Here is a 25701-nt window from a genome sequence, read left to right as displayed (position 1 = left end):
CATGCCTGCCAGCGCTAGGTCCTGCGTACCCGACACACAGGAGCAGGAGCCGCTGATTTCCCTGCTGCTGCCGACTCGTGGACGCCCGGAACTGGTCGAACGTTTTTTCGCCAGCGTGGTTGCCACGGCAGAATGCCTGTCCGCCGTGGAGGTGATCCTGTATGTGGACGACGATGACCCCGGTAGCCACGACCTGCATTGCGACGCGGTGCATACGGTGCGGCTCATCGGGCCCAACCAGTCCATGGGGGCCTATAACACCGCCTGCCTGCACGCCTCGCGGGGGCAGATCATCGTGTTGGTCAACGATGACATGGTCATGCGTACGCCCGGTTGGGACCGCGAGCTCAGGGCCCTGAATCGGCGTTTCGCCGACCGGGTGTATCTCGGCTACTGCAACGACCTGCTGAAGAAGGGCGGCCTGGCCACGTTCCCCATCCTGTCACGCAGCACCTGCGAATTGCTGGTCGACCCTTACCCGGCCGCCTATGCCGGCGCGTTCATCGATTTCCATCTGTTCGACATCTTCAAGCGTATCCAGCATGAGGGGTTCGATCGCATCGTCTATCTGGACGACGTGGTCTTCGAGCATCTGCATTATCGGACGGGCAAGGCTGACTTCGACGAAACCTACAGCAAGCGTGGGCGTTTCAAGGATGACCCCATTTTCATCACCCTGGGTGACAATCGTCGTGATGCCGCCAGGCGTGTCGTCCGGGCGTTGCGCGGCGAGTCCGTGGGCGAGGCGGTACTCAGTGCCGCCTCGGGTGATGGGCCGGCGAAGGAGCGGGGTGCCTTGTTCTTTTACTTCAGGCGGATCTTTCTTGACCGGCAGCTACCCTTGCGTTGGCGCACCTATCTGTGGATCTGGTTCACCCTGCGCCACTCGGCAGCCCATGGCCTGTTGAAACCCTTTGTCAAAGGGTGAGTCTTTGGAATCCGCCACGAACAGGTGCTGTGTACACCTGTCGTTTTCAACGCTGGAGAAGCAACTGATGAGCAGTGATGAAACCAGGCACCTGCCCGAGCCGGTGGAGCGCGATCTGCACTGGCAGTCGATCGAGATCGACAAGAGCGCACATGCCGCCCTCATGGGGCAGAAACCCGTTGTCCTGTGGTTTACCGGGCTGTCGGCCGCCGGCAAGACCACTATCGCCAATCTGGTGGAAAAGCGTCTTCACGCGTTGGGGCGCCACAGTTATCTGCTCGATGGCGACAACGTACGGCAGGGGCTGAATGCCGACCTGGGGTTCAGTGATGAGGACCGTGCGGAGAATATCCGCCGTGTTGCGCATGTCGCGAAGCTGATGGTGGATGCCGGGTTGATCACCCTGGTGTCGTTCATCTCGCCTTTTCGGGCCGAGCGGGCGATGGCACGGGGCTTGTTCGAGGAGCACGAGTTCTACGAGATATTCATCGACACACCGTTGGCGGTCGCCGAAGAGCGCGATCCCAAGGGGCTGTACAAGAAGGCGCGCAGTGGCCAGCTCAAGAACTTCACCGGCATCGACTCGGTCTACGAGGTCCCGCAAGCCCCGGACATTCATATTGAAACGGTGCGCATGAGCGCCCAGCAAGCCGCTACTCATGTGGTGGATCATCTGATCCGCCAGGGATGCCTTGCTTCCAGCCACGCTGTTGCCTAGCTGTTGTCTCATACGCCGAATACGAAAACGCCGCGATCAACGCGGCGTTTTCGTTCTGCATGACGTGTGGCGGGTCCCACGTATCGGAGAAGGTCTGATATCAGCTCAAATCGATTGATCCAGGCTGCAGCCATGTTTTCCCAATATATGGGATATCAATTTATATATTGAGACTATTGGTATCTCGGGTTTATAGTCGCCTCCATCAGCTCCACGCCCTCACTGTCCAAAAACAACTTTCAGGTGAAGCGATGCAGGCGCAATTGATCGCGCTCGATTGGGGGACGACCTCACTTCGGGCCTACAAACTCGCCGCGGGCGGCCAGGTGCTCGAACAGCGTTCGCTGTCGTCGGGTATCATGCAGTTGCCCAGTGTGCCGCGGATGATCGCTGGCCAACGGTGCGCCGATGGTTTTGAACTGGCTTTCGACGAGGCCTGTGGCGACTGGCTCGATGCCCAACCCGGGCTGGCGGTGATCGCCTGCGGCATGGTCGGCAGCGTCCAGGGCTGGTCCGAGGCTACCTATCGCGACACTCCGGCGAATGTCGCCAGCCTGGGCACCGCTCTCAACACCGTGCGCAGCCTGCGTGGCGTCGATGTGCATATCGTGCCCGGCGTGATCGAGCGTTCCCGCCTGCCGAACGTGATGCGCGGCGAAGAGACACAGGTCCTCGGCGCGCTGCAAGGCCTGCCGGCGGACGCTGGCGGCCATCTGCTGATCGGCTTGCCGGGCAGCCATTCGAAATGGGTCGAGGTGGCTGACGGCTGCATCGTCCATTTCGACACCTTCATGACCGGCGAGCTGTTCGCCGTACTCAGTGAACACAGCATCCTGGGGCGTACCCAGCAGCGCGGTGCGCCCTTCGACAGCGAGGCGTTCGATCGCGGCGTCCGGGTGGCGCTCTCCTGCGAGGGTGAAAACGGCCCTCTCTCGACCTTGTTCAGCGCACGCACGCTGGGGCTGACGGGCGAACTGAGCCCGGCCGGACAGACCGACTACCTGTCGGGCCTGTTGATTGGCCATGAGCTTGTCGCCCTTGCCAATGCCCAGCGCCGTCGACGCGACAGCGCCGACCTGCCGTCGATCATGCTGATCGGCAATGCCCAACTTTGTGCCCGCTACAGCCGGGCGCTCGAGCGTTGCGGTTTTGCCCGGGCAAGCCTGGCCGAACACGCCACCGAGCGTGGTCTGTGGCACCTGGCCGAAGCCGCCGGGCTGCTGGGCCGGACGCCTGCGTTCAATTAGACAAGAGGTCTGACATGCTCAAGCAAGCACTGGCGAAAAACGGCCTGATCGCAATTCTTCGCGGTCTGCGTCCGCAAGAGGCGGCGGCCATCGGCGAGGTGTTGTACCAGGCCGGTTTCCGTGTCATCGAGGTGCCGCTCAACTCTCCCGAACCGTACGAAAGTATCCGCATTCTGCGCAGCCTGTTGCCCGCCGATTGCCTGATCGGTGCCGGCACGGTGCTGACCCCGGAACAGGTCGGGCAGGTGAAGGCCGCAGGGGGGCAGGTGATCGTCATGCCCCACAGTGATCCCCGGGTCCTGCGGGCGGCCAGGACGGCAGGGCTGTACCTGTCGCCAGGTGTCGCCACGCCGACCGAGGCCTTCGCCGCGCTGGCCGAAGGCGCCGATGTGCTGAAGATGTTCCCCGCCGAGCAGATGGGCCCGGCAGTGGTCAAGGCCTGGCTGGCGGTGCTGCCGGCGGGAACGTTGCTGATCCCGGTCGGCGGAATCACTCCGGACAACATGCCAGCGTTCGTCGAGGCGGGCGTCAGTGGTTTCGGCCTGGGCTCCGGGCTGTTCAAGCCGGGGCTGAGTGCCGACGAAACGGCGCTGCGGGCCAAGGCTTACGTGCAGGCCTGGAACGCATTGCGTTAAGACTTCCCGGCGCCGTGTGCGCTGCATCCCGACAAGAGAGACGACACGATGAAAATCACCAAGCTGACGACCTTTATCGTTCCGCCACGCTGGCTGTTCCTCAAGGTCGAAACCGATGAAGGCGTGACCGGTTGGGGCGAGCCGGTGGTCGAAGGTCGGGCCCACACGGTCGCGGCGGCGGTCGATGAGTTGTCGGATTACCTGGTCGGCAAGGACCCGCGCAATATCGAGGACATCTGGACCGTGCTCTATCGCGGCGGCTTCTATCGTGGCGGCGCCGTGCACATGAGCGCCCTGGCCGGGATCGACCAGGCGCTGTGGGACATCAAGGGCAAGGCCCTGGGAGTGTCGGTCAGCGATCTGCTGGGTGGTCAGGTGCGCGAGCGTATCCGCGTGTACTCGTGGATCGGCGGCGACCGTCCGGCCGACACCGCCCGGGCTGCCAGGGAAGCCGTCGGCCGGGGGTTCACTGCGGTGAAGATGAATGGCACCGAAGAGCTGCAATTCGTCGACAGTTTCGAAAAGGTCGACCTGGCCCTGGCCAACGTCGCCGCCGTGCGCGACGCGGTGGGGCCGAACGTCGGCATCGGCGTGGACTTCCATGGCCGGGTGCACAAGCCAATGGCCAAGGTGTTGATGAAGGAACTCGACGCCTACAAGCTGATGTTCATCGAGGAGCCGGTGCTCAGCGAAAACTACGAGGCCCTGAAGGAGCTGGCACCGCTGACCAGCACGCCGATCGCGCTGGGGAGCGTCTGTTTTCGCGCTGGGATTTCAAGCGGGTGCTCAGCGAAGGTTACGTCGACATCATCCAGCCGGATGCCTCCCATGCCGGCGGCATCACCGAAACCCGCAAGATCGCCAACATGGCCGAAGCCTATGACGTGGCGCTGGCGTTGCATTGTCCGTTGGGCCCGATTGCCCTGGCGGCCTGCCTGCAACTGGATGCGGCTTGCTACAACGCCTTCATCCAGGAGCAGAGCCTGGGCATCCATTACAACGAAAGCAATGACCTGCTGGATTACGTCAGGGACCCTCGGGTGTTCGACTATGACCAGGGGTTCGTGAAGATCCCGAATGGCCCGGGGCTGGGCATCGAGATCAACGAGGCCTACGTGACGGAACGCGCCGCCATCGGTCATCGCTGGCGCAACCCGATCTGGCGCCATGCCGACGGCAGTTTTGCCGAGTGGTGATGGCGGGCTGATCCATCAGGGAGGGGCCGTGAGCGGACCCCGACATCGTTGTGAATGAACGCCCTCAATAACCATAAGAAGAGGCACACCCATGCAACCGGAAGTCCTGACCGGGCAGGCGTCGTTGCTGACGCCGAGCCGCAAGCGCTTTTTCATCATGGTCCTGCTGTTCATCACCGTGGTGATCAACTACCTGGACCGCAGCAACCTGTCGATCGCCGCCCCCGCGTTGACCAGTGAACTGGGGATCGACCCGATTCATGTCGGGCTGATTTTCTCGGCGTTCGGCTGGACCTACGCGGCGATGCAGATCCCCGGTGGCTGGCTGGTGGACCGGGTGCCACCACGCCTGCTCTACAGTCTGGCGCTGTTGTTGTGGTCGGCGGCCACGCTGCTGCTCGGTTTCGCTGCCAGCTTCATCGCGCTGTTCGTCCTGCGCATGGCCGTGGGGGCGCTGGAAGCTCCCGCCTATCCGATCAACAGCCGTGTGGTGACCACCTGGTTTCCCGAGCGCGAGCGCGCGACCGCCATCGGTTTCTACACCTCCGGGCAGTTCGTCGGGCTGGCCTTTCTGACGCCGCTGCTGGCCTGGCTGCAGCATCGATACGGTTGGCACATGGTGTTCATCAGCACTGGTGTGGTGGGCATTCTCTGGGCGTTCGTCTGGTACGCGGTGTATCGCGAGCCGCGGGAGTTCAAGGGGGTCAACCCGGCGGAAATCGACCTGATCCGCGAGGGCGGCGGGCTGGTGGATATCCAGGCCGAGACCGCCCGGCGCAAGGCGCCGTTCAGCTGGACCGACCTGGGTATCGTGTTGAGCCAGCGCAAGTTGTGGGGCATCTACCTCGGGCAGTTCTGCCTCAATTCGACGTTGTGGTTTTTCCTGACCTGGTTTCCGACCTATCTGGTGAAATACCGCGGCATGGATTTCATCAAGTCCGGCCTGCTGGCCTCGGTGCCGTTTCTCGCGGCTTTCGTCGGCGTGCTGTGCTCGGGGCTGTTCTCCGACTGGCTGATCCGCCGTGGCGCGACGCTCGGTCTGGCCCGCAAGTTGCCGATCATCGGCGGCCTGCTGATTTCCACCGTGATCATCGGGGCCAACTTCGTCGAATCGACACCCTGGGTGATCGCCTGCCTGGCGCTGGCGTTTTTCGGCAACGGGATGGCCTCGATCAGTTGGTCGCTGGTCTCGACCCTGGCGCCGGCGCGCCTGTTGGGGCTGACGGGCGGAGTATTCAACTGCATCGGCAACCTGGCGGCGATCGCCACGCCGATCGTGATCGGCTTTCTCGTCAGCGGCGACTCCTTCGCCCCCGGGATCACCTACATCGCCGCGCTGGCATTGATCGGCGCGCTGTCCTATGTGGTGCTGGTGGGCAAGGTGGCGCGGATCGAACTCTAGGCAAGGGCAAGAGCGGGCGACCATAATGCCGCCCGTTCTCTCGCTCATTGTTGAAGGCCGGATATGCAGGAAGACGCCGCGAAAAACGCCAAGGACGCCGCACCGACGGGGACCCAGACGCTGCTGCGCGGTCTTGCGGTGGTCCAGGCCGTGGCCAGTGGGGCCCGCGATCTCAAGGAGATTGCCCGGCTGATCGGCACCACCCGCAGCACCACCCATCGCCTGGCCAGTTGCCTGGTGGAGGAGCGCTATCTGCGGGTCGTGCCGCAAATCGGTTACCTGCTCGGCCCCAGGCTGATCGAGCTGGGGTTCCAGGCGCGCGAGGCCGTACCGCTGGTGACCCTGGCCGGGCCGTACCTGGATGAGTTGTCGGCGCTGACCGGCGATACCATCCACCTGGCGATCCGTGAAGACGATGACGTGCTGTACCTGCACAAGAATCCCGGCCGTAATGGCCCGGAAATGCGTTCGCGGGTCGGGCACCGCATGCCGTTGGCGCGCACCGGGATCGGCAAGGCGTTGCTGCTCGATGACTCGCCAGAAGAGTGGCAGCGCCTGTATCGGATCAGTTTGCCGGTGGGCGGCAGGACCCCGTCATGGCCGTTGCAGCCGGTCTCATCCTGGGAGCAGTTCGAGCAGCGCATGCTGGAATACGTGGCGGGGGGCTACGCCTTCGATCTGGAGGACAACGAGCCGTCGATCCGCTGTGTCGCGGCGCCGATACGCGATGCCAGCCAGCAGATCGTCGCCGGGATCAGCATCGCCAGTACCGTGCCCTATATGCCGTTGGAGAAAATGGCCGAGCTGGTGCCGTTGATCAAACAGGTCGCCGCCCGGCTCTCCGCGGAGTTGGGGGCGAGGGCCTGAGTGCTATAGCGGGGTGAGGATGTTCATCACGGTATCCAGGGCGACCCGGGTATCGTCGAGCTGCACCAGCGAGGCATGTCGCGCACCGAGGGCGTCGCGATTCTGGATGGCGGTGAGGATCGCCTTGTGCCGGGGTAGGCTGAGCCCTTGAATATCGGGGCGGCGGTTGGTGATGCTGATGGATTCGCGCAGGGGCAACGACAACATGTTGCACATGTAGGCGAGCAGATCGTTGCGGGTGGCGTCGGCGATCGCCCGGTGGAAATCCAGGTCCGCCTGCAGCAGCTGCTCGTGGGTCTGCGCCTTCTCCATGGCCAGGTAGGCTTTTTCGATCACCGCGATGTCTTCGTCGGTGGCCGTGGTGGCGGCCATCGCGGCGATTTCCGGTTCCAGGATCCGGCGCACGCCGGCCAGGGTGTTGAAAAACTCGCTGTGGGGCGTCGACTGCATCAGCCAGGTCAGCACGTCGGGATCGAGCAGGTGCCACTTCGGGCGCGGGCGCACCACTGCACCGACCCGCGGCTTGGAGTACACCAGGCCCTTGGCGCTGAGCACCCGGGTGGCTTCGCGCAGCACCGAGCGACTGACCTGGTACTCCTCGCACAGCGTCGACTCCATGGGCAGGCGCTCTTCCGGCTTGAAGCGTCCGGAGACAATCTGCATGCCCAGTTCCTGAACGATCCGGTTATGCATGCTCTTGCGCGGAGTGTTCTTGCGTGGCTTGGAGGGCTGCTGATCCATGGACGGGACGGTGCTCTGGTGAAAAGGGTTGCATCATAACATCGCTCCCGGCTTCATCAGGTGCTCTCGCGTGCCTGAGCCGCCGGGTGACGACGCCATGGCCTGCCGGTCAGTGGGAATGCCGCGGGATCTCGGCGCCACGGCAACCTACCAGGAAGTCGAAGTCGCAGCCCTGGTCGGCTTGCAGCACATGGTCGATGTACAACTGGCGATAGCCGCCCGCGATCGGTGGCTTCGGTGCCTGCAGGTCGGCCATGCGCGCCGCCAGTTCGGCGTCCGGAATGTCCAGGTGCAGGCGGCCATTGGCACAGTCGAGTTCGATCCAGTCGCCCTCCTGCACACAGGCCAGCGGGCCGCCGGCCGCCGCTTCCGGCGCGACGTGCAGCACCACCGTGCCGTAGGCCGTGCCGCTCATGCGTGCGTCGGAGATGCGCACCATGTCGGTGACACCCTGGGCCAGCAGCTTGGCCGGCAGCCCCATGTTGCCCACTTCCGCCATGCCGGGATAACCCTTGGGCCCACAGTTTTTCATCACCAGCACCGAGCTGGCGTCGACCTCCAGTTCCGGGTCGTTGATCCGCGCCTTGTACTGGTCGAAGTTCTCGAACACCACCGCCCGACCGCGATGCTGCATCAGTTCGGGGGTCGCGGCCGAGGGCTTGAGCACGGCCCCCAGAGGAGCCAGGTTACCACGCAGGACGCAGATGCCGCCGTCCGCCCGCAACGGGTTGGAGAGCGGCCGAATCACTTCGTCCTTACCGTAGATCGGTGCGTCCCGGGTGTTCTCGCCGATCGACCTGCCATTCACGGTGAGGGCGTCGGGGTGGGGAATCAGGTTGGCTTCGCCGAGGCGGCGCAATACCGCCGGCAGGCCACCGGCATAGTAGAACTCTTCCATCAGGAAGCGCCCGGACGGTTGCAGGTCGACGATGGTCGGCATGCCGCGGCCGATGCGGGTCCAGTCGTCCAGATCGAGTTCGACGCCGATGCGCCCGGCGATCGCCTTCAGGTGAATCACCGCATTGGTCGAGCCGCCGATGGCGGCGTTGACGCGGATGGCGTTTTCGAAAGCCTGCCGGGTGAGGATCTTCGACAGTTTCAAGCCTTCCCGGACCATCTCCACCGCCCGCATGCCGGACATGTGCGCCAGCACGTAGCGCCGCGCGTCGACCGCCGGAATCGCCGCGTTGTGGGGCAGGGATGTGCCCAGTGCCTCGGCCATGCAGGCCATCGTCGAGGCGGTGCCCATGGTGTTGCAGGTGCCGGCCGAACGCGACATGCCGCCCTCGGCCGCGAGGAAGTCGTCGAGGCTGATGGTGCCCGCCTTGACCTGTTCGCTGAGCTGCCAGACCACCGTGCCCGAGCCGATGTCCTGGCCCTTGTGCTTGCCGTTGAGCATCGGCCCGCCAGTGACGACGATGGCCGGCACGTCGCAACTGGCGGCGCCCATCAGCAGCGCCGGGGTGGTCTTGTCGCAACCGGTGAGCAGCACCACGCCGTCGATCGGGTTGCCGCGAATGGCTTCCTCGACGTCCATGCTGGCCAGGTTGCGGGTGAGCATGGCGGTCGGACGCAGGTTCGATTCACCGTTGGAGAACACCGGGAACTCCACGGGAAAACCGCCGGCCTCGATCACCCCGCGTTTGACATGCTCGGCGATCTGGCGGAAGTGCGCGTTGCACGGGGTCAGCTCCGACCAGGTGTTGCAGATGCCGATGATGGGCTTGCCATGGAACTGATGGTCGGCGATGCCCTGGTTCTTCATCCAGCTGCGGTACATGAAGCCGTTCTTGTCGGCGGTACCGAACCAGTGGGCGGAACGCAGGTCGAGTTTTTTATCAGACATGGTCAGCTCTCTTATCGTAAGACTATATTGTGCTTCCTGCGGGCTAAAATAAGCTCAAAATCTCATGTTTGGAAGTGTTGTTGAGTAAATAGTAATACTATATAGTCGGTTTCAACTGAGGTAGGGCGTTGCGCTCTGGCGCCGTTGCCCGCGTTACCACTCGTGCTTGGCAGGCAATCAGGAGAAGCTTCATGCGTTTGGTCCAGTTCGAATTGAGCAACGGCGAGCGTCGGGTGGGAGTGGTCGAGGAGGGCCAGGTACGCGAGGTGCGTCTGGCGCGCACGGTGCGCGAGCTGGCACTGGCCGCCATCGAGGCGGGCGTCGATCTGCGGTGTCAGGTGGAGAGCCTCGGCCTGGGTGCCGGCCACGACTACGCCACGTTGCTGGCCGAGCTGAGAGTGCTGCCGCCGCTGGATCACCCGGACCCGGCCCACATGCTGGTCAGCGGCACCGGCCTGACCCATCTGGGCAGTGCGGCGGCGCGGGACAAGATGCACCAGCAGGCCGGTGACGACAGCGCGATGACCGACAGCCTGCGGATCTTCAAATGGGGTGTGGAGGGCGGCAAACCCGCCTCCGGTCAGGCCGGCGTGCAACCGGAATGGTTCTACAAGGGCGACGGCAGCATCGTCGTGCGCCCGGGCCAGCCCTTCGCGTTGCCACCCTTTGCCGAAGACGCCGGCGAAGAGCCGGAAATCGGCGGCCTGTATGTCATCGGCCACGATGGCAAGCCTTATCGCCTGGGCTTCGCCGTGGGCAACGAATTCTCCGACCATGTGATGGAGCGCAAGAACTACCTGTACCTGGCCCACTCCAAGTTGCGCAATTGCAGCTATGGTCCAGAGCTGCGGGTGGGCGAGCTGCCCCGGCACCTGGTGGGCAGCAGCCGCATTTTGCGCAATGGCGAGGTCGTGTGGCAGAGCGAGTTCCTCAGTGGCGAAGCCAACATGTGCCACAGCCTGGAGAATCTCGAGTACCACCACTTCAAGTACAGCCAGTTCCTGCGTCCGGGTGACGTGCACATTCACTTCTTCGGCACCGCGACCCTGTCGTTCGCCGACGGTGTACGTACGCAGCCGGGCGATGTGTTCGAGATCAGTCAGGCGGAGTTCGGTGCGCCGTTGATCAATGGTGTGGGCGTCGTCGACGCGGTGCTGGTGCCCGGAGCCATAGGGATGCTTTAGGGAAAGCGACACAAGCCCGGCTCCTACAGGGATCGTGTTGCGCCAATGCCCTTGTGCCAGGGCCCACAACCTCATCGGCGTCTGAAAACAAAAGCAAGCCAGGAGGCCTCATGTCGTGGACCGCTGTGACTGAACACCGTGCGCAACTGGGCGAAGGCCCGTTCTGGGACGCGCCCGGTCAGGCCCTGTATTGGGTCGATATCGCCGGCCGGCAGGCGCTGCGCCTGAGCGGCGCCGGCCTGCAGGCCTGGCAGTTGCCGGAGCCGGTGTCGGCCTTTATTCCCTGTGAGAGCGGCGATGCTCTGGTGACCCTGAGCAGTGGCGTGTATCGATTGGATCTCGCCAGTGCGCCACAGGCGCCGCGCCTGACGCTGCTGTGTATCGCCGATCCGCAACCGGGCAACCGCGCCAACGAGGCCCGCTGCGATGCCCAGGGTCGACTCTGGCTGGGCACCATGCAGAACAATATCGGCGAGCGGGGCGAGGATCTTCCCGTACGGCATCGTCGCGGTGGTCTGTTCCGGATCGATGCCGATGCACGTGCGACGCCTCTGTTACGCGGCCTGGGGATCCCCAATACCTTGCTGTGGAGCGAGGACGGCACCCAGCTGTATTTTGGCGACAGCCTGGACGGCACGTTGTATCAGTATCCGATTGCCGGCGACGGCCAGCTCGGGCCGGCGCAGGAGTGGTTCGGCCCACATCCGCGTGGCGTGCCCGACGGTTCGGCGATGGACGCCGAAGGCTATTGCTGGAACGCCCGTTGGGACGGAGGCTGCCTGCTCAGGCTGGCCCCCGATGGCGAAGTCGACCGGCTGATCGAATTGCCCGTCAGCCGGCCCACCAGCTGCGTATTCGGTGGCCCGGACCTGCGCACCTTGTACATCACCAGCGCCGCCAGCCCGTTCGAGCACCCCCTGGATGGTGCGGTGCTGGCCATCGAGCTGGACATCCCGGGGACACGCTGTCATCGATTCGCTGGATAGTTTTACCCGCATCAGGTTGCACCGCTTCACAACTCGTTCTCATGAAAGACACAACAAAAACAAGGAGTCACCTCATGAATCGTCATCGCGGTATCCGTTCCCTGTGCTGTGCCGCCCTGGCGGTATCGGCGTTCGGCCTGGGCAGTCTGTTGCAGGCTGCCGAACCGGTGAAGATCGGCTTTCTGGTCAAGCAGGCGGAGGAGCCCTGGTTCCAGACCGAATGGGCTTTCGCCGAAAAGGCCAGCAAGGACAAGGGCTTTACCCTGATCAAGATCGCCGTGCCGGACGGCGAGAAAACCCTCTCGGCCATCGACAGCCTCGCCGCCAACGGTGCCAAGGGCTTCGTGATCTGCCCGCCGGACGTGTCCCTGGGCCCGGCGATCGTGGCGAAGGCCAAGGCCAACGACCTGAAAGTGATCGCCGTGGATGACCGCTTCGTCGACGCCAGCGGCAAGTTCATGGAAGACGTCCCCTACCTGGGCATGGCCGCGTACGAAGTGGGCCAGAAACAGGGCGCCGCGATGGCCGCCGAAGCGAAGAAGCGCGGTTGGGACTGGAAGGACACCTACGCGGTGATCAATACCTACAACGAGCTCGACACCGGCAAGAAGCGCACCGACGGTTCGGTCAAATCCCTGGAGGCCGCCGGCCTGCCGAAAGACCACATCCTGTTTACGCCGCTCAAGACCCTCGACGTGCCGGGCAGCATGGATTCCACCAGCTCGGCACTGGTGAAACTGCCGGCTTCGGCGAAAAACCTGATCATCGGCGGCATGAACGACAACACCGTGCTGGGTGGCGTGCGTGCCACCGAGAGCGCGGGTTTTGCCGCCGCCAATGTCATTGGTGTCGGGATCAATGGCACCGACGCCATCGGCGAACTGAAGAAACCCAGCAGCGGCTTTTTCGGCTCGATGCTGCCCAGCCCGCACCTGGAGGGCTACAACACCGCGAGCATGATGTTCGAATGGGTCACCACCGGCAAGGAACCACCGAAGTACACCGCGATGGATGAGGTGACGCTGATCACACGCGACAACTTCAAGCAGGAACTGGAAAAGATCGGCCTGTGGAAGTGACGGTCGGTTTTGCTCGGCGGCCTTGGCGACGGGGCCGCCTGGTCGGGGTGACGAGGTGGTTATGCATGCGCAATTGAACAGACAGCAGCACAGTGTTGGCGCCAGTTTGTGTTTCAACGGGATCGGCAAGACCTTCCCCGGGGTCAAGGCGCTGGACGGTATCAGTTTCACTGCCCACCCGGGGCAGGTCCATGCCCTGATGGGGGAGAACGGCGCCGGCAAGTCGACCTTGCTCAAGGTTCTCGGCGGTGCCTACAGCCCCAGCAGCGGCCATCTGCAGATCGGCGGGCAGACGATGGCCTTCAAGTGCGCCGCCGACAGCATCGCCTGTGGCGTGGCCGTCATCCACCAGGAGTTGCACCTGGTGCCGGAAATGACCGTGGCGGAGAACCTGTTCCTCGGGCATTTGCCGAGCCGTTTCGGGGTGATCAACCGCAGCGCTTTGCGCCAGCATGCGCTGGACTGTCTCAAGGGCCTGGCCGACGAGATCGACCCGCAGCAGAAGGTGGGCCGCCTGTCCCTGGGCCAGCGGCAGTTGGTGGAGATCGCCAAGGCCCTGTCCCGTGGCGCCCATGTGATTGCCTTCGACGAACCCACCAGCAGCCTGTCGGCCCGGGAGATCGAACGCCTGATGGCGATCATCGGACGCCTGCGGGACGAGGGCAAGGTGGTGCTCTACGTGTCCCATCGCATGGAGGAAGTGTTCCGTATCTGCGATGCGGTGACCGTATTCAAGGACGGGCGCTACGTGCGTACCTTCGAGGACATGAGCACGCTGACCCACGATCAGCTGGTCACCTGCATGGTCGGTCGCGACATTCAGGACATCTACGATTACCGCCCTCGTCCACGCGGCGCGGTGGCGCTCAAGGTCGATGGCCTGCTGGGGCCGGGGTTGCGCGAGCCGGTGAGTTTCGAGGCGCACAAGGGCGAGATTCTTGGCCTGTTCGGCCTGGTCGGGGCGGGCCGTACCGAGCTGCTGCGCCTGCTGGGTGGCCTTGAGCGGATGACCGCCGGCAGCCTGCAACTGTGCGATGAGGCTCTGCAGTTGCGCTCGCCGCGCGACGCCATTGCCGCCGGTGTCCTGCTGTGCCCCGAGGACCGCAAGAAGGAGGGCATCATGCCGCTCTCCAGTGTTGCCGAGAACATCAACATCAGCGCCCGCCGCGCCCATTCCACCTTTGGCTGGCTGTTGCGTGACGGTTGGGAGAAGGGCAACGCCGACAAGCAGATCAAGGCGCTGAAAGTGAAAACGCCCAATCCGGCGCAGAAAATCCTGTATCTGTCCGGGGGCAATCAGCAGAAGGCCATTCTGGGTCGCTGGCTGTCGATGCCGATGAAAGTCCTGCTGCTCGACGAGCCGACCCGCGGCATCGATGTCGGCGCGAAGGCCGAGATCTACCAGATCATCCATGACCTGGCGGCCAGCGGGATTGCGGTCATCGTCGTGTCCAGCGACCTGATGGAAGTGATGGGCATTTCCGACCGCATCCTGGTGCTGTGCGAAGGCGCGATGCGGGGCGAAAAGAGCCGTGAACAGGCCAATGAATCCAACCTGCTGCAACTGGCCTTGCCGCGCCAACGCGCCGATGGCCTGGAGAACTGAGAGGTGACCATGACAAGCCAAAACAATACGTTGCCAGTCGCGCGCAAACCCCTGGACCTGCGCAGCCTGCTGGACAACTGGGCGATGCTGCTGGCCGCGCTGGGGATCTTCGTCCTCTGCACCCTGCTGATCGACAACTTCCTGTCGCCGCTGAACATGCGGGGCCTGGGCCTGGCGATCTCCACCACCGGCATCGCCGCCTGCACCATGTTGTATTGCCTGGCGTCCGGGCATTTCGACCTGTCGGTGGGCTCGGTGATCGCCTGTGCCGGGGTGGTGGCCGCCGTGGTGATGCGGGACACCGACAGCGTGTTTCTCGGTATCGCCGCAGCGCTGCTGATGGGGCTGCTGGTCGGGCTGATCAATGGGATCGTGATTGCCAAGCTGCGGGTCAACGCCCTGATCACCACGCTGGCGACCATGCAGATCGTGCGGGGCCTGGCCTATATCTTTGCCAACGGCAAGGCGGTGGGCGTGTCCCAGGACTCGTTTTTCGTCTACGGCAATGGCCAGTTGTTCGGTGTGCCGGTGCCGATCCTGATCACCATCGCCTGCTTCCTGTTCTTTGGCTGGTTGCTCAACTACACCACCTACGGGCGCAATACCATGGCCATTGGCGGTAACCAGGAGGCGGCGTTGCTGGCCGGGGTCAATGTCGATCGGACCAAGATCGTCATCTTTGCCGTGCACGGAGTCGTGGGTGCCCTGGCCGGGGTGATCCTGGCATCGCGCATGACCTCGGGCCAGCCGATGATCGGCCAGGGCTTCGAGCTGACGGTGATTTCCGCCTGCGTGCTGGGCGGGGTGTCGTTGAGCGGTGGGGTGGGCATGATTCGGCACGTGATTGCCGGGGTGCTGATTCTGGCGATCATCGAGAACGCGATGAACCTGAAGAACATCGACACGTTCTACCAGTACGTGATTCGCGGTTCCATCCTGCTGCTGGCGGTGGTGATCGATCGCCTGAAGCAGCGCTGATCCTTCGGCGCAAGCTATCGCCGTACCTCCAACCTGCTGGAGCTGCAGAGCCTCGACAAGGCCCGGCAGCTCCAGCAGGTTTTCAGTTGGCCGAGAACCTCAGGATGGTGTTCTGGGTATAGGTCTGGCCCGGATCCAGCCGCGTGGTCGGGAAGCCCGGCTGGTTCGGCGAGTCGGGGTAGTGCTGGGTTTCCAGGGTGAACGCCCCCCAATGTGCATAGACCTTGCCCGCCTTGCCCTTGACCGAGCCGTCGAGGAAATTGCTGGTGTAGAACTGCACCCCGGGCTCGCTGGTGTAGAGCTGCAGGTGGCGACCGGATTGCGGGTCGTGCACCTCGGCGGCCAGTCGGCTGACGTCGCCCTTGGCATCCAGGACCCAGTTGAAGTCGAAGCCACCCTGCTTCGGCTCGGCGAACTTGAGCTGTGGATGATCATCCCTGATGTGCTGGCCGATGGCGGTCGGCTGACGAAAATCCATCGGCGTACCGGCCACCGGAGCCAGTTCACCGGTGGGAATCAGGCTGCGGGTGACGGGGGTGTAATGGCTGGCGTACAAGGTGGCGAGTTGCTTGAGCACATCACCGTTGCCGGCTCCGGCGAGATTGAAGTAGCTGTGGTTGGTGAGGTTCAATACCGTTGGTTGGTCCGTGGTTGCCTTGTAGTCGATGCGCAGCTCGTTATGGTCGTTGAGGCTGTAAGTGACCTCGACATTCAGGTTGCCGGGAAACCCCATTTCCCCCGCCTTCGAGAGGTAGCTCAACTTCACCCCGACCGAGTCCTTGCCGCTGACCGGCTGGGCTTTCCAGACCCGCTTGTCAAAACCCTGCGGGCCGCCGTGCAGGGAATTGGGGCCATCGTTGAGCGGCACCTGATAACGCTTGCCGTCCAGCTCGAACGCACCGTTGGCCAGGCGATTGCCGTAGCGGCCGATGGTGGCGCCGAAGAACGCGGTACCGCTCTGGTAGCCCTGGACATCGTCGAAGCCCAGTACCACGTCGTCGACCTTGCCGTTCCTGTCCGGCACCTTCAATGACTGCAGGATGCCGCCGTAGGTGATGACCGTGGCCTGTAGGCCATGGCTGTTGCGCAACACATACTGCTCGATCGCGGTTCCATCATGGGTCTTGCCAAAGGCCTTGTGTTCGCTGGACAGGCCACTGGCCTGGAGGCCCTGGCTGGCAATCATCAGGGACAGTCCAAGGCCGCAAAGCGGGTGTCGGGAGTGCAACATGGTCGAACCTCCATTTATTGTTTTAAGTTGAATAGTTCTACTAATTTGCGATATTTTGTCGTTAAGGCAGTAGATTTATAGCCTGATCTGTCGTTTTTTCAATATAAAATAAGACTAATTGGATTGGCAGGTGAAAGTGGGAACTCCAGCACACCCGGGGTCCAGCGGCCTGCATTCAAGTGCCTACCGTGGAGTAACCGTCATATGAGTCATGAAGCAGGCGCCGTGTACACGGATCTGAAAGGCAAGACCGTGCTGATTTCCGGTGGGGCTTCCGGGATCGGCGAGGCCATGGTCTGCGCTTTTGCGCGGCAGGGGCCAAGGTCGCCTTCGTGGATATGGCCAAGACCCAGGGGGAGCGGCTGGTGGCCCGACTGTCGGCCGAAGGTCACAGGGTCGAGTTCGCTCACTGCGATATCACCGACGAGATCGCCTATAAGGTGGCGATCGAAGGCTTTGCGCAAACCCTGGGGCCGGTGACTGTCCTGGTGAACAATGCCGCCAACGATGTCCGTCACACCCTGGATGAAGTGGACTCGGAGACTTTCGAGAAGCTGATCTCGGTCAACTTGAAGCATGCCTTTTTCGCCAGCCGGGCGGTGGTGCCGATGATGAAGGCCGCCGGGGAGGGCGCGATCATCAATCTGGGCTCCATCGGCTGGATGATGGCCTCCAGCGGGTACCCGGTCTACGCTGCCAGCAAGGCGGCGACCCATGGCATGACCCGGGCCCTGGCACGGGAGCTGGGGCCATGGCGTATCAGGGTCAACACCCTGGTGCCAGGCTGGGTGATGACTGAAAAGCAGCTGGCGCTGTGGGTGGACGATGCCGCCAGGGAACTGATCAGCCGCAGCCAGTGCCTGCCGGGGAGCGTCGAGCCTGTCCATATCGCGAACATGGCGCTGTTCCTCGCTTCCGAGGTGTCGTCCATGTGCTCGGCGCAGAACTTTATTGTCGATGGGGGGTGGGTATAAAGTTGGGTCAGTAGGGGCTGGCCCGTTCCTACGCGGGGGGCCAGCCTCGATCCAACACGGTGTGTCGTCGACAACCGGCAACCCACCCTGAATGCGGCAAAGCTTGAACCGGGATGAGTTGACCTCTACACACTGACGCCCAATAGATCAGGGCAAACATAGGACGCCAGATGTTTCGCTCTCTTTACCGTAAACGCATCCGGCATATGTGTGGGTGTGCCTTGTGGCTTTTGTGTCTTGCGATGAGCCAGGTTTGGGCTGTGGAAGCCGAGCCCAAGAAGCTGATCAGTTCAGCCGTCGGCGATACGAGCATCCAGGTGTCCGAACCAGAGCTGGAGTCCAAGGCGGATGACATCGAAAAAATCGTGACCTTGACGCGCGAAGGTTCCCAGCCGATCACGCTCCGCGACCTCTACTACTACGTTCTCTATACAGACCCGGACCCCACCCATGCACCGAACATGATCGTGCAAGGCTTCAGTGGTGGCGCTAATTGTTGCGATACGTTGCACGTCATCAGTTTTTCGCCAACGCTGCATATGCAAGATATCGAGGCTCTCAATTCGGATCAGATCGATATACAAGCGGTCGCTCATGACGGGCCGACATTGGGTTTCTACGATTTCAGTTTCGCATCTTGGCATCACTCATTTGAAGGCAGTCCTGCACCGCAGATCTCGCTCAGTTGGGATGCCGCACAAGGACGCTATGTACTGGACGTTGATGCTATGCGCAAACCGGCGCCATCGTATGCCGAGTTGGAGGAAGATGCGCAGGAGCTCTTGAAGGAAGAGATCGATAGCAAGGATCCGTGGCCGCCCACCCTGTTATGGGGCGATATGCTGACCTACATCTATTCTGGCAACAGTGCGTCGGCCCGAACCTTGATGGATACGGCATGGCAGCCGAGATGGGGCGACAAGGAGCGGTTTTTTACCTGTTTCAGCCGGCAACTGTATGCAGGTTGGCTCTGGGGTCACATGGACATCGGTCACTTGATGACGGCCGATACCGACTTTCCAGAACCGATGAACCTGCCGGAGCCTGTGCAGCGAGCTGAGTCTCTGAACTGCCTCCGATGAGTCGCCGATGGTAAGGGGATCTCCGGTTGTAGGTCATATCGGAGCGCCCACAAAAAAGCCGCGAATCAACGCGGCTTCTTCGATTCCAGCAACGCTTACACGTTGAAGCGGAAGTGCATCACGTCACCGTCCTTGACGATGTAGTCCTTGCCTTCCAGGCGCCATTTGCCGGCTTCCTTGGTGCCCGCTTCGCCCTTGTACTGGATGAAGTCGTTGTAGGCGATCACTTCGGCGCGGATGAAGCCTTTTTCGAAGTCGGTGTGGATCACGCCGGCAGCCTGGGGGGCGGTGGCGCCGACACGCACGGTCCAGGCGCGGACTTCCTCGACACCGGCGGTGAAGTAGGTCTGCAGGTTGAGCATTTCGTAACCGGCGCGGATCACTCGGTTCAGGCCAGGCTCTTCGAGGCCCAGGGCTTCGAGGAACATGTCCTTCTCTTCACCGTCTTCCAGTTCGGCGATTTCCGCCTCGATCTTGTTGCACACCGGCACCACCACTGCGCCTTCCTCGTCGGCGATGGCCTTGACCACGTCCAGCAGCGGGTTGTTCTCGAAGCCGTCTTCGGCGACGTTGGCGATGTACATCACCGGCTTGGTGGTCAGCAGGTGGAAGCCGCGGATCACCGCCTTTTCTTCCGCGCTCATGTTCTTCATCAGGCTGCGTGCCGGCTTGCCTTCGGTGAAGTGGGCGATCAGTTGTTCCAGCAGGCCTTTCTGGACCACGGCATCCTTGTCACCGCCCTTGGCGTTGCGCGCGACCTTCTGCAGTTGCTTCTCGCAGCTTTCGAGGTCGGCGAAGATCAGTTCCAGGTCGATGATCTCGATGTCGCGTTTCGGGTCGACGCTGTTGGCGACGTGAATCACGTTGTCGTCTTCGAAGCAGCGGACCACGTGGGCGATGGCGTCGGTTTCACGGATGTTGGCCAGGAACTTGTTGCCCAGGCCTTCGCCTTTCGACGCACCGGCCACCAGGCCTGCGATGTCGACGAATTCCATGGTGGTCGGCAGGATGCGCTTGGGATTGACGATCTCGGCCAGGGCCGCCAGGCGCGAATCGGGCATCGGCACGATGCCGCTGTTCGGCTCGATGGTGCAGAAGGGGAAGTTCTCTGCCGCGATACCGGATTTGGTCAGGGCGTTGAACAGGGTGGATTTGCCGACGTTGGGCAAGCCGACGATGCCGCAGTTGAATCCCATGGTGTTTCCCCTCGGGTAAAGAGTCAGGCCTTCTGGGTGTGCAGGTTTTTCATCGCACGGTTCCATTCACCGGCGAGAATATCCGGCAGCACGCCGAGGGCAAAATCGATGCTGGCATCGAGTTTTTCCTGTTCGGCGCGTGGCGCACGACCCAGGACAAAGTTTGAAACCATGCTTGCAACGCCGGGGTGGCCAATGCCGAGCCGCAGGCGGTGAAAGGTGTTCTGGTTGCCGAGCTGCGCGATGATGTCGCGCAGGCCGTTGTGACCGCCATGCCCGCCGCCCTGCTTGAGCTTGGCAACGCCGGGCGGCAGGTCGAGTTCGTCGTGCGCCACGAGGATTTCTTCAGGCTTGATGCGGAAGAATCCAGCCAGTGCCGAAACGGCCTGGCCACTACGGTTCATGTAGGTGGTGGGAATCAGCAGGCGAACATCCTGACCCTGGTGACTGAAGCGCCCGGTCAGGCCGAAATACTTGCGATCGGCCACGAGGCTGATGCCTTGTGCCGAAGCGATGCGTTCAACAAAAAGGGCCCCTGCGTTATGCCGGGTCTGTTCGTATTCGGTGCCTGGATTACCCAGGCCAACGATCAGTTTGATGGCAGTCACGACAGGGGCCCTTCTATGGAATGGTGGATAACAACGCCGTTGGCGGTTGCGGCGAAAGTGGACGAAAAGTGCTCATTTACCATGATGTAAACTCCGCATTCTCGCCCGCTTTCTCGCTACGTTCCAGTCCGCGATGTTTCCAATCACTCCGGCGTCAGAGTGAAATTACTCTGCAGCGCCTTCTGCTTCTGGAGCAACACGTGGAGCGTGAACGTTGGCTACTGCCTTGTCGTCACCGTGTGCCAGAGCTACGAACTCAACGCCTTTTGGCGCCTTCAGGTCGGACAGGTGAATGATCGAACCGACTTCGGCGTTGGCCAGGTCGACTTCGATGAATTCAGGCAGGTCCTTGGCTTCGCAGGAAACTTCGATCTCGTTCACGACGTGGGAGATCTCGCCGCCTTTCTTCACTGGAGCCGCTTCGTTGATGAAGTGCACAGGAACGGTAGCGGTCAGTTTCTTGCCAGCGACAACGCGAACGAAGTCGGCGTGCAGGATGAACTGCTTGGCTGGGTGACGCTGCAGGGCCTTAACGATCACGTTCTGCTTGGTGCCACCCACGTTCAGCTCGATCACGTGGCTGAAGGCAGCCTCGTCTTCGAACAGCTTGGCAATTTCTTTTGCCAGGATGGTGATGGACTCAGGAGCCTTGTCGCCACCGTAGACAACGGCAGGAACCTGGCTGGCGAGACGACGCAGGCGGCGGCTCGCACCTTTCCCCAGGTCGTTACGCGCTTCGGCGTTCAGGATGAAATCAGTCATTTTGTATCTCCAAAATAGCCATCTTCCGAGCACGTCTGCGACCGACGTGAGCGGTATGGGCAAAAAAGCCCCGCCCCAACATGTGTGTTGGGGCGGGGCGCTTTACGTCAACGGGTGGTCTGCCAGGGCCGGGCCCTTAGCGGAACATCGCGCTGATCGATTCTTCGTTGCTGATGCGGCGAACCGCTTCGGCGACTACCGGTGCGATATCCAGTTGACGGATACGTGCACAGGCTTGTGCTGCGGCGGACAGCGGGATGGTGTTGGTCACCACCAGCTCGTCCAGCACGGAATTTTCAATGTTCTCGATCGCCCGGCCCGACAGCACAGGGTGTGTGCAGTAGGCAAAGACCTTGGCAGCGCCATGTTCCTTGAGGGCTTTCGCCGCGTGGCACAGGGTGCCGGCGGTGTCGACCATGTCGTCGACGAGAATGCAGGTGCGGCCTTCGACGTCACCGATGATGTGCATCACTTCGGAGTGGTTGGCCTTCTCACGACGTTTGTCGATGATGCCCAGATCCACGCCCAGCGACTTGGCAACGGCACGTGCACGCACGACGCCGCCAATGTCCGGAGACACGATCATCAGGTTTTCGAAACGCTGGTCTTCGATGTCATCCACCAGAACGGGGGAGCCGTAGATGTTATCTACCGGGATATCGAAGAAGCCCTGGATCTGGTCAGCGTGCAGGTCAACCGTGAGGACACGGTCGATGCCTACCACGGTGAGCATGTCAGCCACGACTTTCGCGCTGATAGCCACACGTGCGGAGCGCGGACGGCGATCCTGACGGGCGTAACCAAAGTAGGGGATCACCGCAGTGATTCGGGTGGCTGAGGAACGGCGGAAGGCATCAGCCATCACGACGAGTTCCATCAGGTTATCGTTGGTCGGAGCGCAAGTCGGCTGAATGATGAAGACGTCTTTACCGCGGACGTTTTCATTGATCTCAGCGGTAATCTCGCCGTCGGAGAATTTTCCGACAGAGATGTCACCGAGAGGGATATGCAGCTGACGTACGACACGCCGAGCCAGATCGGGGTTGGCATTCCCCGTAAAGACCATCATCTTGGACACGCGCAGTACCTGAAGGCTGAGGGTAACCTGGATGAGTATTAGAAAATGGCAGGGGCGGCTGGATTCGAACCAACGCATGGCAGGATCAAAACCTGCTGCCTTACCGCTTGGCGACGCCCCTGTATCTGTTGCTACGAGTAGCTGCTACTCGCATTCCTGGAGCAGACTTTGCAACTTTCGGTGCAACATCGAGATGTTGCTGCCTTTGGCTACAAACCCTGTATGGGTCTCTGCAAGAAGGGCCGAGACTTTATCAGCTTCAGCTTTGTTTGGGAAGGCCCCAAACACACAACTTCCAGTTCCGGTCAGTTTCGCTTCGGTAAATTTACCCAGCGAACTCAAGGCATTACGTACTTCCGGATAACGCCTTGAAACAACCGGCAAGCAGTCATTTCGACTGTTTCCCTCGGGAACGGGGCGCACTTTAATGGGCGCGGAGTCACGTGTCAACAGCGGATCCGAAAAAATTTCTGCTGTACTTACAGAGACTTGCGGGACAAGCACGACATACCACGGTTCCTCGGGGTCCACCGGTGTGAGCTTTTCCCCGACACCTTCGGCGAAAGCCGCATGGCCGCGGACGAAAACCGGCACGTCGGCACCCAGGCTCAGGCCCAGGGCCGCCAGGCGGTCCTCGTCCCACTTCAGTTGCCACAGATGGTTCAGGCCGAGCAGGGTGGTCGCGGCATTCGAGCTGCCGCCGCCGATGCCGCCACCCATGGGCAGGATCTTGTCGATCCAGATGTCCGCGCCGAGCGTCGATCCGGATTGTTCCTGGAGTTTTTTCGCCGCGCGCACGATCAGGTTACTGTCGTGGGGCACGCCGTCGAACTCGGTGCGCAGGTGGATCACCCCGTCGTCACGCAGGGCAAAGCGCAGCTCGTCACCGTGGTCGAGGAACTGGAACAGCGTCTGCAGCTCGTGATAACCATCGGCCCGGCGGCCGATGATGTGCAGCATCAGGTTCAGTTTGGCCGGCGAGGGCAGGGTCAGTTGGCGGGCGCTCATGTCATTGCCCCAGCCGGCGTGGCTGCCAGTCCTTTACGACGAGCGTGACGTCGAGATCCTGGCCGTGCAGCTTCAGGCGCTCGGGCAGCCAGTAGCCGTTCTGTTCGGCATAGCTCTGGTATTCGACCTGCCAGCCGTCCTGCTCCAGGGTGGCGAGCCGGCTGTCGTTGTCCAGGCTCAGGCGGCTCTTGCTGTCGGGTGCGGGCAGGCCGCGGACCCACCAGACCAGATGGGAAACCGGCAGTTTCCAGCCCAGTTGCTCCTCCAGCAGGGCTTCGGGGCTTTGCGCCTCGTAGCGGCCCTGGTTGGCCACTTCCAGCGAGACCTGGCCGGGACGCCCGGTCAGGCGCGCGGCACCCCGGCCCAGCGGGCCGGACAGGCGAATGTCGTAGTAGTCCTGGCGCTGCAGCCAGAACAGTGTACCGCTGCCGGAGTCCTTCGGCGCACGGATGCCGACCTTGCCGTTGATCTGCCAGCCATCGAGGCTGCTCAACTGCTGCTTGTGGCTGGCCCAGCGGGCCGGGTCGCCGTGGCCCTCGACGGACTCACGGGCGCCGAAGCCCGCACAACCGGCGAGCAGGGCGATCAGGCTGAAAACAACGAGGTGGCGCAGGAACATAAGCTTAAAGAGTCTCGGAACCGGTCAGGCGTTTGATGGTGCCACGCAGGATGGGGCTGTCGGGCTGGTCCTTGAGGAACCTGCCCCAGATTTTTCTGGCTTCGCCCTGCTTGCCATTGGCCCACAGGACTTCGCCCAGGTGCGCCGCGACCTCCTGGTCGGGGAAGCGCTCCAGAGCCTGACGCAGCAGGCGCTCGGCCTCGTCAAGGTTGCCCAGGCGGAAATTGACCCAGCCGAGGCTGTCGAGCACGGCGGGATCTTCCGGGTTCAACTGGTGCGCCTTTTCGATCAGTTCCTTGGCTTCGGCATAGCGGGTGGTGCGATCGGACAGAGTGTAGCCGAGGGCATTGAGGGCCATGGCGTTGTCCGGTTCGCGCTTGAGAATCGCCCGCAGGTCCTTTTCCATCTGGGCCAGATCGTTGCGTTTCTCCGCCTGCATGGCGCGGGTGTAAAGCAGGTTGAGGTCGTCCGGATACTGCAGCAGCGCCTGTTGCAGGACTTTCCAGGCCTGCTCGCCCTGATTGTTGGCGGAGAAGATCTCGGCTTCGATCAGGTACAGCTGGATCGCGTAGTCCGGCTGCTCGTCACGGGCCGCGGCGAGCCGCTTCGAGGCCTCGGCGCCACGGCCGCTGGTGACCAGGATGTCGGCCTGGCGCAGTTGGGCCGGCAGGTAGTCGTTGCCCGCACCGACCTGTTCGTATTCTTCCAGGGCGCCCTGCGGGTCGTTTTTCTCCTCGGCGATGCGGCCGAGGTTCAAATGGGCGGAGTCGACGTGGCTGTCACGGGCGATCAGTTCCTCGAGATAGCCCTTGGCCTCGTCCCAGGCCTTGGCTTCCAGGCAGACCAGTGCCAGGGAGAAGCGCAGTTCGTCGTCTTCCGGATACTGCTGGACCAGGTTGGAGAACTGCACCTTGGCGTCGGCCATGCGGTCCTGTTCGACCAGCATGCGCGCATAGGTCAGGCGCAGGCGCTTGTCTTCCGGGTACTTCCTGATGCTTTTTTCCAGCAGCGGAATCGCTTCCTTGCCGCGATTGAGGTTCTGCAGCAGGCGCGCGCGCAGCAGCAGCGGCGCGATCTCGCCATCTTCCGGCGGGTTGTTCTCCAGCAGCGTCAGGGCGCCCTGGTTGTCGCCGTCCTGTTGCAGCAGCAGGGCCTTGCCGAAAATCAGCTGGCCGTTCTTCGGATGCCTGACCAGCAGGCGGTCGAAGCTCTTCATCAGGCCGTTGCGGGTGTCCTGGTCGGTGTCGGCGGCCGACAGGGCGAGGAAGTCGAAGTGGGTATCGCCCTTGCCCTGCAGGACTTTCTCCATATAGACCATGGAATCGTCATAACGCCCGCCGCGGGCCAGCTGGATGGCGGCCGCACGCTGTGCTTCGAGATCGTCCGGGGCGTTTTTCGCCCAGATCAGCGAGGTGTCGAGGGCGGCCTGGTCGGCACCCAGGTACTCGGCGATGCGGAAGGCGCGCTCGGAGATGCCCGGGTCCTGGGTGTTAATCGCCTGGGTGACGTAGTTGTCCAGGGCAATATCGAAACGATTTCGCTGTCCGGCCAGTTCCGCGCTCAGCAGGCTGAAGACCGTGTCTTCACTGAAGGAGCCGTAGACCTTGGGCTTTTCCGGGGCCGCCGTGGTTTCCTCGGCCGGCGGTGTATGGGCCGGCGACACGGGTGCCAGGGCCTGGCAGCCGCTGAGGAAGGCAAAAGCGAGAAGCAACGCGGACGATCTATTCATA

The 25701-nt window shown here is 62.4% G+C and carries 22 protein-coding genes, 1 tRNA gene and 2 pseudogenes; 14 read left to right on the top strand and 11 right to left on the bottom strand.

The window, feature by feature from the left end; all coding sequences use genetic code 11:
* Position 1: 1 nt before the first annotated feature.
* The 7 genes and pseudogenes from ACZ5KU_RS26910 (at position 2) to ACZ5KU_RS26880 (ending at position 6993) form a co-directional block, all read left to right on the top strand.
* Positions 2-928, top strand: a complete 927-nt coding sequence (locus ACZ5KU_RS26910) for a glycosyltransferase family 2 protein (protein WP_054060622.1) — start codon at positions 2-4, stop codon at positions 926-928.
* A gap of 67 nt (positions 929-995) precedes the next feature.
* Entirely contained in the window at positions 996-1646 is a 651-nt protein-coding gene (gene cysC, locus ACZ5KU_RS26905; protein WP_054060623.1) for an adenylyl-sulfate kinase, read from the top strand.
* 251 nt (positions 1647-1897) lie between these two features.
* On the top strand, positions 1898-2893 hold the full coding sequence (locus ACZ5KU_RS26900) for a 2-dehydro-3-deoxygalactonokinase (RefSeq protein WP_464736483.1): 996 nt from the start codon (positions 1898-1900) through the stop codon (positions 2891-2893).
* Between the two features lie 14 nt (positions 2894-2907).
* Positions 2908-3528, top strand: coding sequence for a 2-dehydro-3-deoxy-6-phosphogalactonate aldolase (locus tag ACZ5KU_RS26895; protein ID WP_054060625.1), 621 nt, complete (start codon positions 2908-2910; stop codon positions 3526-3528).
* Positions 3529-3576: 48 nt separating this feature from the next.
* Positions 3577-4724 (top strand): annotated as a pseudogene (dgoD, locus tag ACZ5KU_RS26890) (galactonate dehydratase).
* A gap of 91 nt (positions 4725-4815) precedes the next feature.
* Positions 4816-6126 (top strand): MFS transporter, encoded by a 1311-nt coding sequence (locus ACZ5KU_RS26885; protein WP_054060627.1) that lies wholly within the window; start codon positions 4816-4818, stop codon positions 6124-6126.
* A 63-nt stretch (positions 6127-6189) separates the two neighbouring features.
* Positions 6190-6993 carry an IclR family transcriptional regulator gene (locus ACZ5KU_RS26880; protein WP_054060628.1) on the top strand — a complete coding sequence of 268 codons (804 nt, stop codon included), beginning with the start codon at positions 6190-6192 and terminating at the stop codon, positions 6991-6993.
* A 3-nt stretch (positions 6994-6996) separates the two neighbouring features.
* Here the strand turns inward: ACZ5KU_RS26880 and ACZ5KU_RS26875 are convergent, their stop codons facing one another.
* On the bottom strand, positions 6997-7734 hold the full coding sequence (locus ACZ5KU_RS26875) for a FadR/GntR family transcriptional regulator (RefSeq protein WP_054060629.1): 738 nt from the start codon (positions 7732-7734) through the stop codon (positions 6997-6999).
* Between the two features lie 109 nt (positions 7735-7843).
* The gene (locus ACZ5KU_RS26870; RefSeq protein WP_054060630.1) at positions 7844-9580 is read right to left on the bottom strand and encodes an IlvD/Edd family dehydratase; all 1737 of its coding nucleotides are present in this window, start codon (positions 9578-9580) and stop codon (positions 7844-7846) included.
* Positions 9581-9771: 191 nt separating this feature from the next.
* Between ACZ5KU_RS26870 and araD1 the strand changes: the two genes are divergently transcribed.
* From araD1 to araH, 5 genes are all read left to right on the top strand, one after another.
* Positions 9772-10764: an AraD1 family protein gene (gene araD1, locus ACZ5KU_RS26865; RefSeq protein ID WP_054060631.1), complete on the top strand. Its 993-nt coding sequence runs from the start codon at positions 9772-9774 to the stop codon at positions 10762-10764.
* A 110-nt stretch (positions 10765-10874) separates the two neighbouring features.
* Complete coding sequence (locus ACZ5KU_RS26860) at positions 10875-11750, top strand: SMP-30/gluconolactonase/LRE family protein (protein ID WP_054060632.1); 876 nt, start codon at positions 10875-10877, stop codon at positions 11748-11750.
* Positions 11751-11824: 74 nt separating this feature from the next.
* Positions 11825-12829, top strand: coding sequence for a substrate-binding domain-containing protein (locus ACZ5KU_RS26855; protein ID WP_054060633.1), 1005 nt, complete (start codon positions 11825-11827; stop codon positions 12827-12829).
* A 61-nt stretch (positions 12830-12890) separates the two neighbouring features.
* Positions 12891-14435 (top strand): L-arabinose ABC transporter ATP-binding protein AraG, encoded by a 1545-nt coding sequence (gene araG, locus ACZ5KU_RS26850; protein WP_054060634.1) that lies wholly within the window; start codon positions 12891-12893, stop codon positions 14433-14435.
* A gap of 9 nt (positions 14436-14444) precedes the next feature.
* Positions 14445-15413 (top strand): L-arabinose ABC transporter permease AraH, encoded by a 969-nt coding sequence (gene araH / locus ACZ5KU_RS26845; RefSeq protein ID WP_054063361.1) that lies wholly within the window; start codon positions 14445-14447, stop codon positions 15411-15413.
* 82 nt (positions 15414-15495) lie between these two features.
* Here the strand turns inward: araH and ACZ5KU_RS26840 are convergent, their stop codons facing one another.
* Entirely contained in the window at positions 15496-16644 is a 1149-nt protein-coding gene (locus ACZ5KU_RS26840; protein ID WP_464736482.1) for an aldose epimerase family protein, read from the bottom strand.
* Between the two features lie 204 nt (positions 16645-16848).
* Between ACZ5KU_RS26840 and ACZ5KU_RS26835 the strand changes: the two are divergent.
* Together ACZ5KU_RS26835 and ACZ5KU_RS26830 are read left to right on the top strand one after the other, a co-directional pair.
* A pseudogene (locus tag ACZ5KU_RS26835) lies at positions 16849-17618 on the top strand (SDR family NAD(P)-dependent oxidoreductase).
* A 260-nt stretch (positions 17619-17878) separates the two neighbouring features.
* On the top strand, positions 17879-18700 hold the full coding sequence (locus tag ACZ5KU_RS26830; protein WP_464736481.1) for a hypothetical protein: 822 nt from the start codon (positions 17879-17881) through the stop codon (positions 18698-18700).
* A gap of 95 nt (positions 18701-18795) precedes the next feature.
* Here the strand turns inward: ACZ5KU_RS26830 and ychF are convergent, their stop codons facing one another.
* From ychF to ACZ5KU_RS26790, 8 genes are all read right to left on the bottom strand, one after another.
* On the bottom strand, positions 18796-19896 hold the full coding sequence (gene ychF, locus ACZ5KU_RS26825) for a redox-regulated ATPase YchF (RefSeq protein WP_054060638.1): 1101 nt from the start codon (positions 19894-19896) through the stop codon (positions 18796-18798).
* A gap of 23 nt (positions 19897-19919) precedes the next feature.
* Positions 19920-20504 (bottom strand): aminoacyl-tRNA hydrolase, encoded by a 585-nt coding sequence (gene pth / locus ACZ5KU_RS26820; protein ID WP_054060639.1) that lies wholly within the window; start codon positions 20502-20504, stop codon positions 19920-19922.
* Between the two features lie 165 nt (positions 20505-20669).
* The gene (locus ACZ5KU_RS26815; RefSeq protein ID WP_054060640.1) at positions 20670-21266 is read right to left on the bottom strand and encodes a 50S ribosomal protein L25/general stress protein Ctc; all 597 of its coding nucleotides are present in this window, start codon (positions 21264-21266) and stop codon (positions 20670-20672) included.
* Positions 21267-21402: 136 nt separating this feature from the next.
* Positions 21403-22344, bottom strand: a complete 942-nt coding sequence (locus ACZ5KU_RS26810) for a ribose-phosphate pyrophosphokinase (RefSeq protein WP_003171603.1) — start codon at positions 22342-22344, stop codon at positions 21403-21405.
* A gap of 46 nt (positions 22345-22390) precedes the next feature.
* Positions 22391-22465, bottom strand: a tRNA-Gln gene (locus ACZ5KU_RS26805).
* Positions 22466-22488: 23 nt separating this feature from the next.
* Positions 22489-23352, bottom strand: a complete 864-nt coding sequence (gene ispE / locus ACZ5KU_RS26800) for a 4-(cytidine 5'-diphospho)-2-C-methyl-D-erythritol kinase (protein WP_464736480.1) — start codon at positions 23350-23352, stop codon at positions 22489-22491.
* A 1-nt stretch (position 23353) separates the two neighbouring features.
* Positions 23354-23971, bottom strand: a complete 618-nt coding sequence (gene lolB, locus ACZ5KU_RS26795; RefSeq protein ID WP_054060642.1) for a lipoprotein insertase outer membrane protein LolB — start codon at positions 23969-23971, stop codon at positions 23354-23356.
* A 4-nt stretch (positions 23972-23975) separates the two neighbouring features.
* The gene (locus ACZ5KU_RS26790; protein ID WP_464736479.1) at positions 23976-25700 is read right to left on the bottom strand and encodes a tetratricopeptide repeat protein; all 1725 of its coding nucleotides are present in this window, start codon (positions 25698-25700) and stop codon (positions 23976-23978) included.
* Position 25701: the final 1 nt, after the last annotated feature.

It is taken from the genome of Pseudomonas sp. Tof1 (genome assembly GCF_055390395.1).
This window is presented reverse-complemented; position numbering and strand designations above follow the sequence as displayed.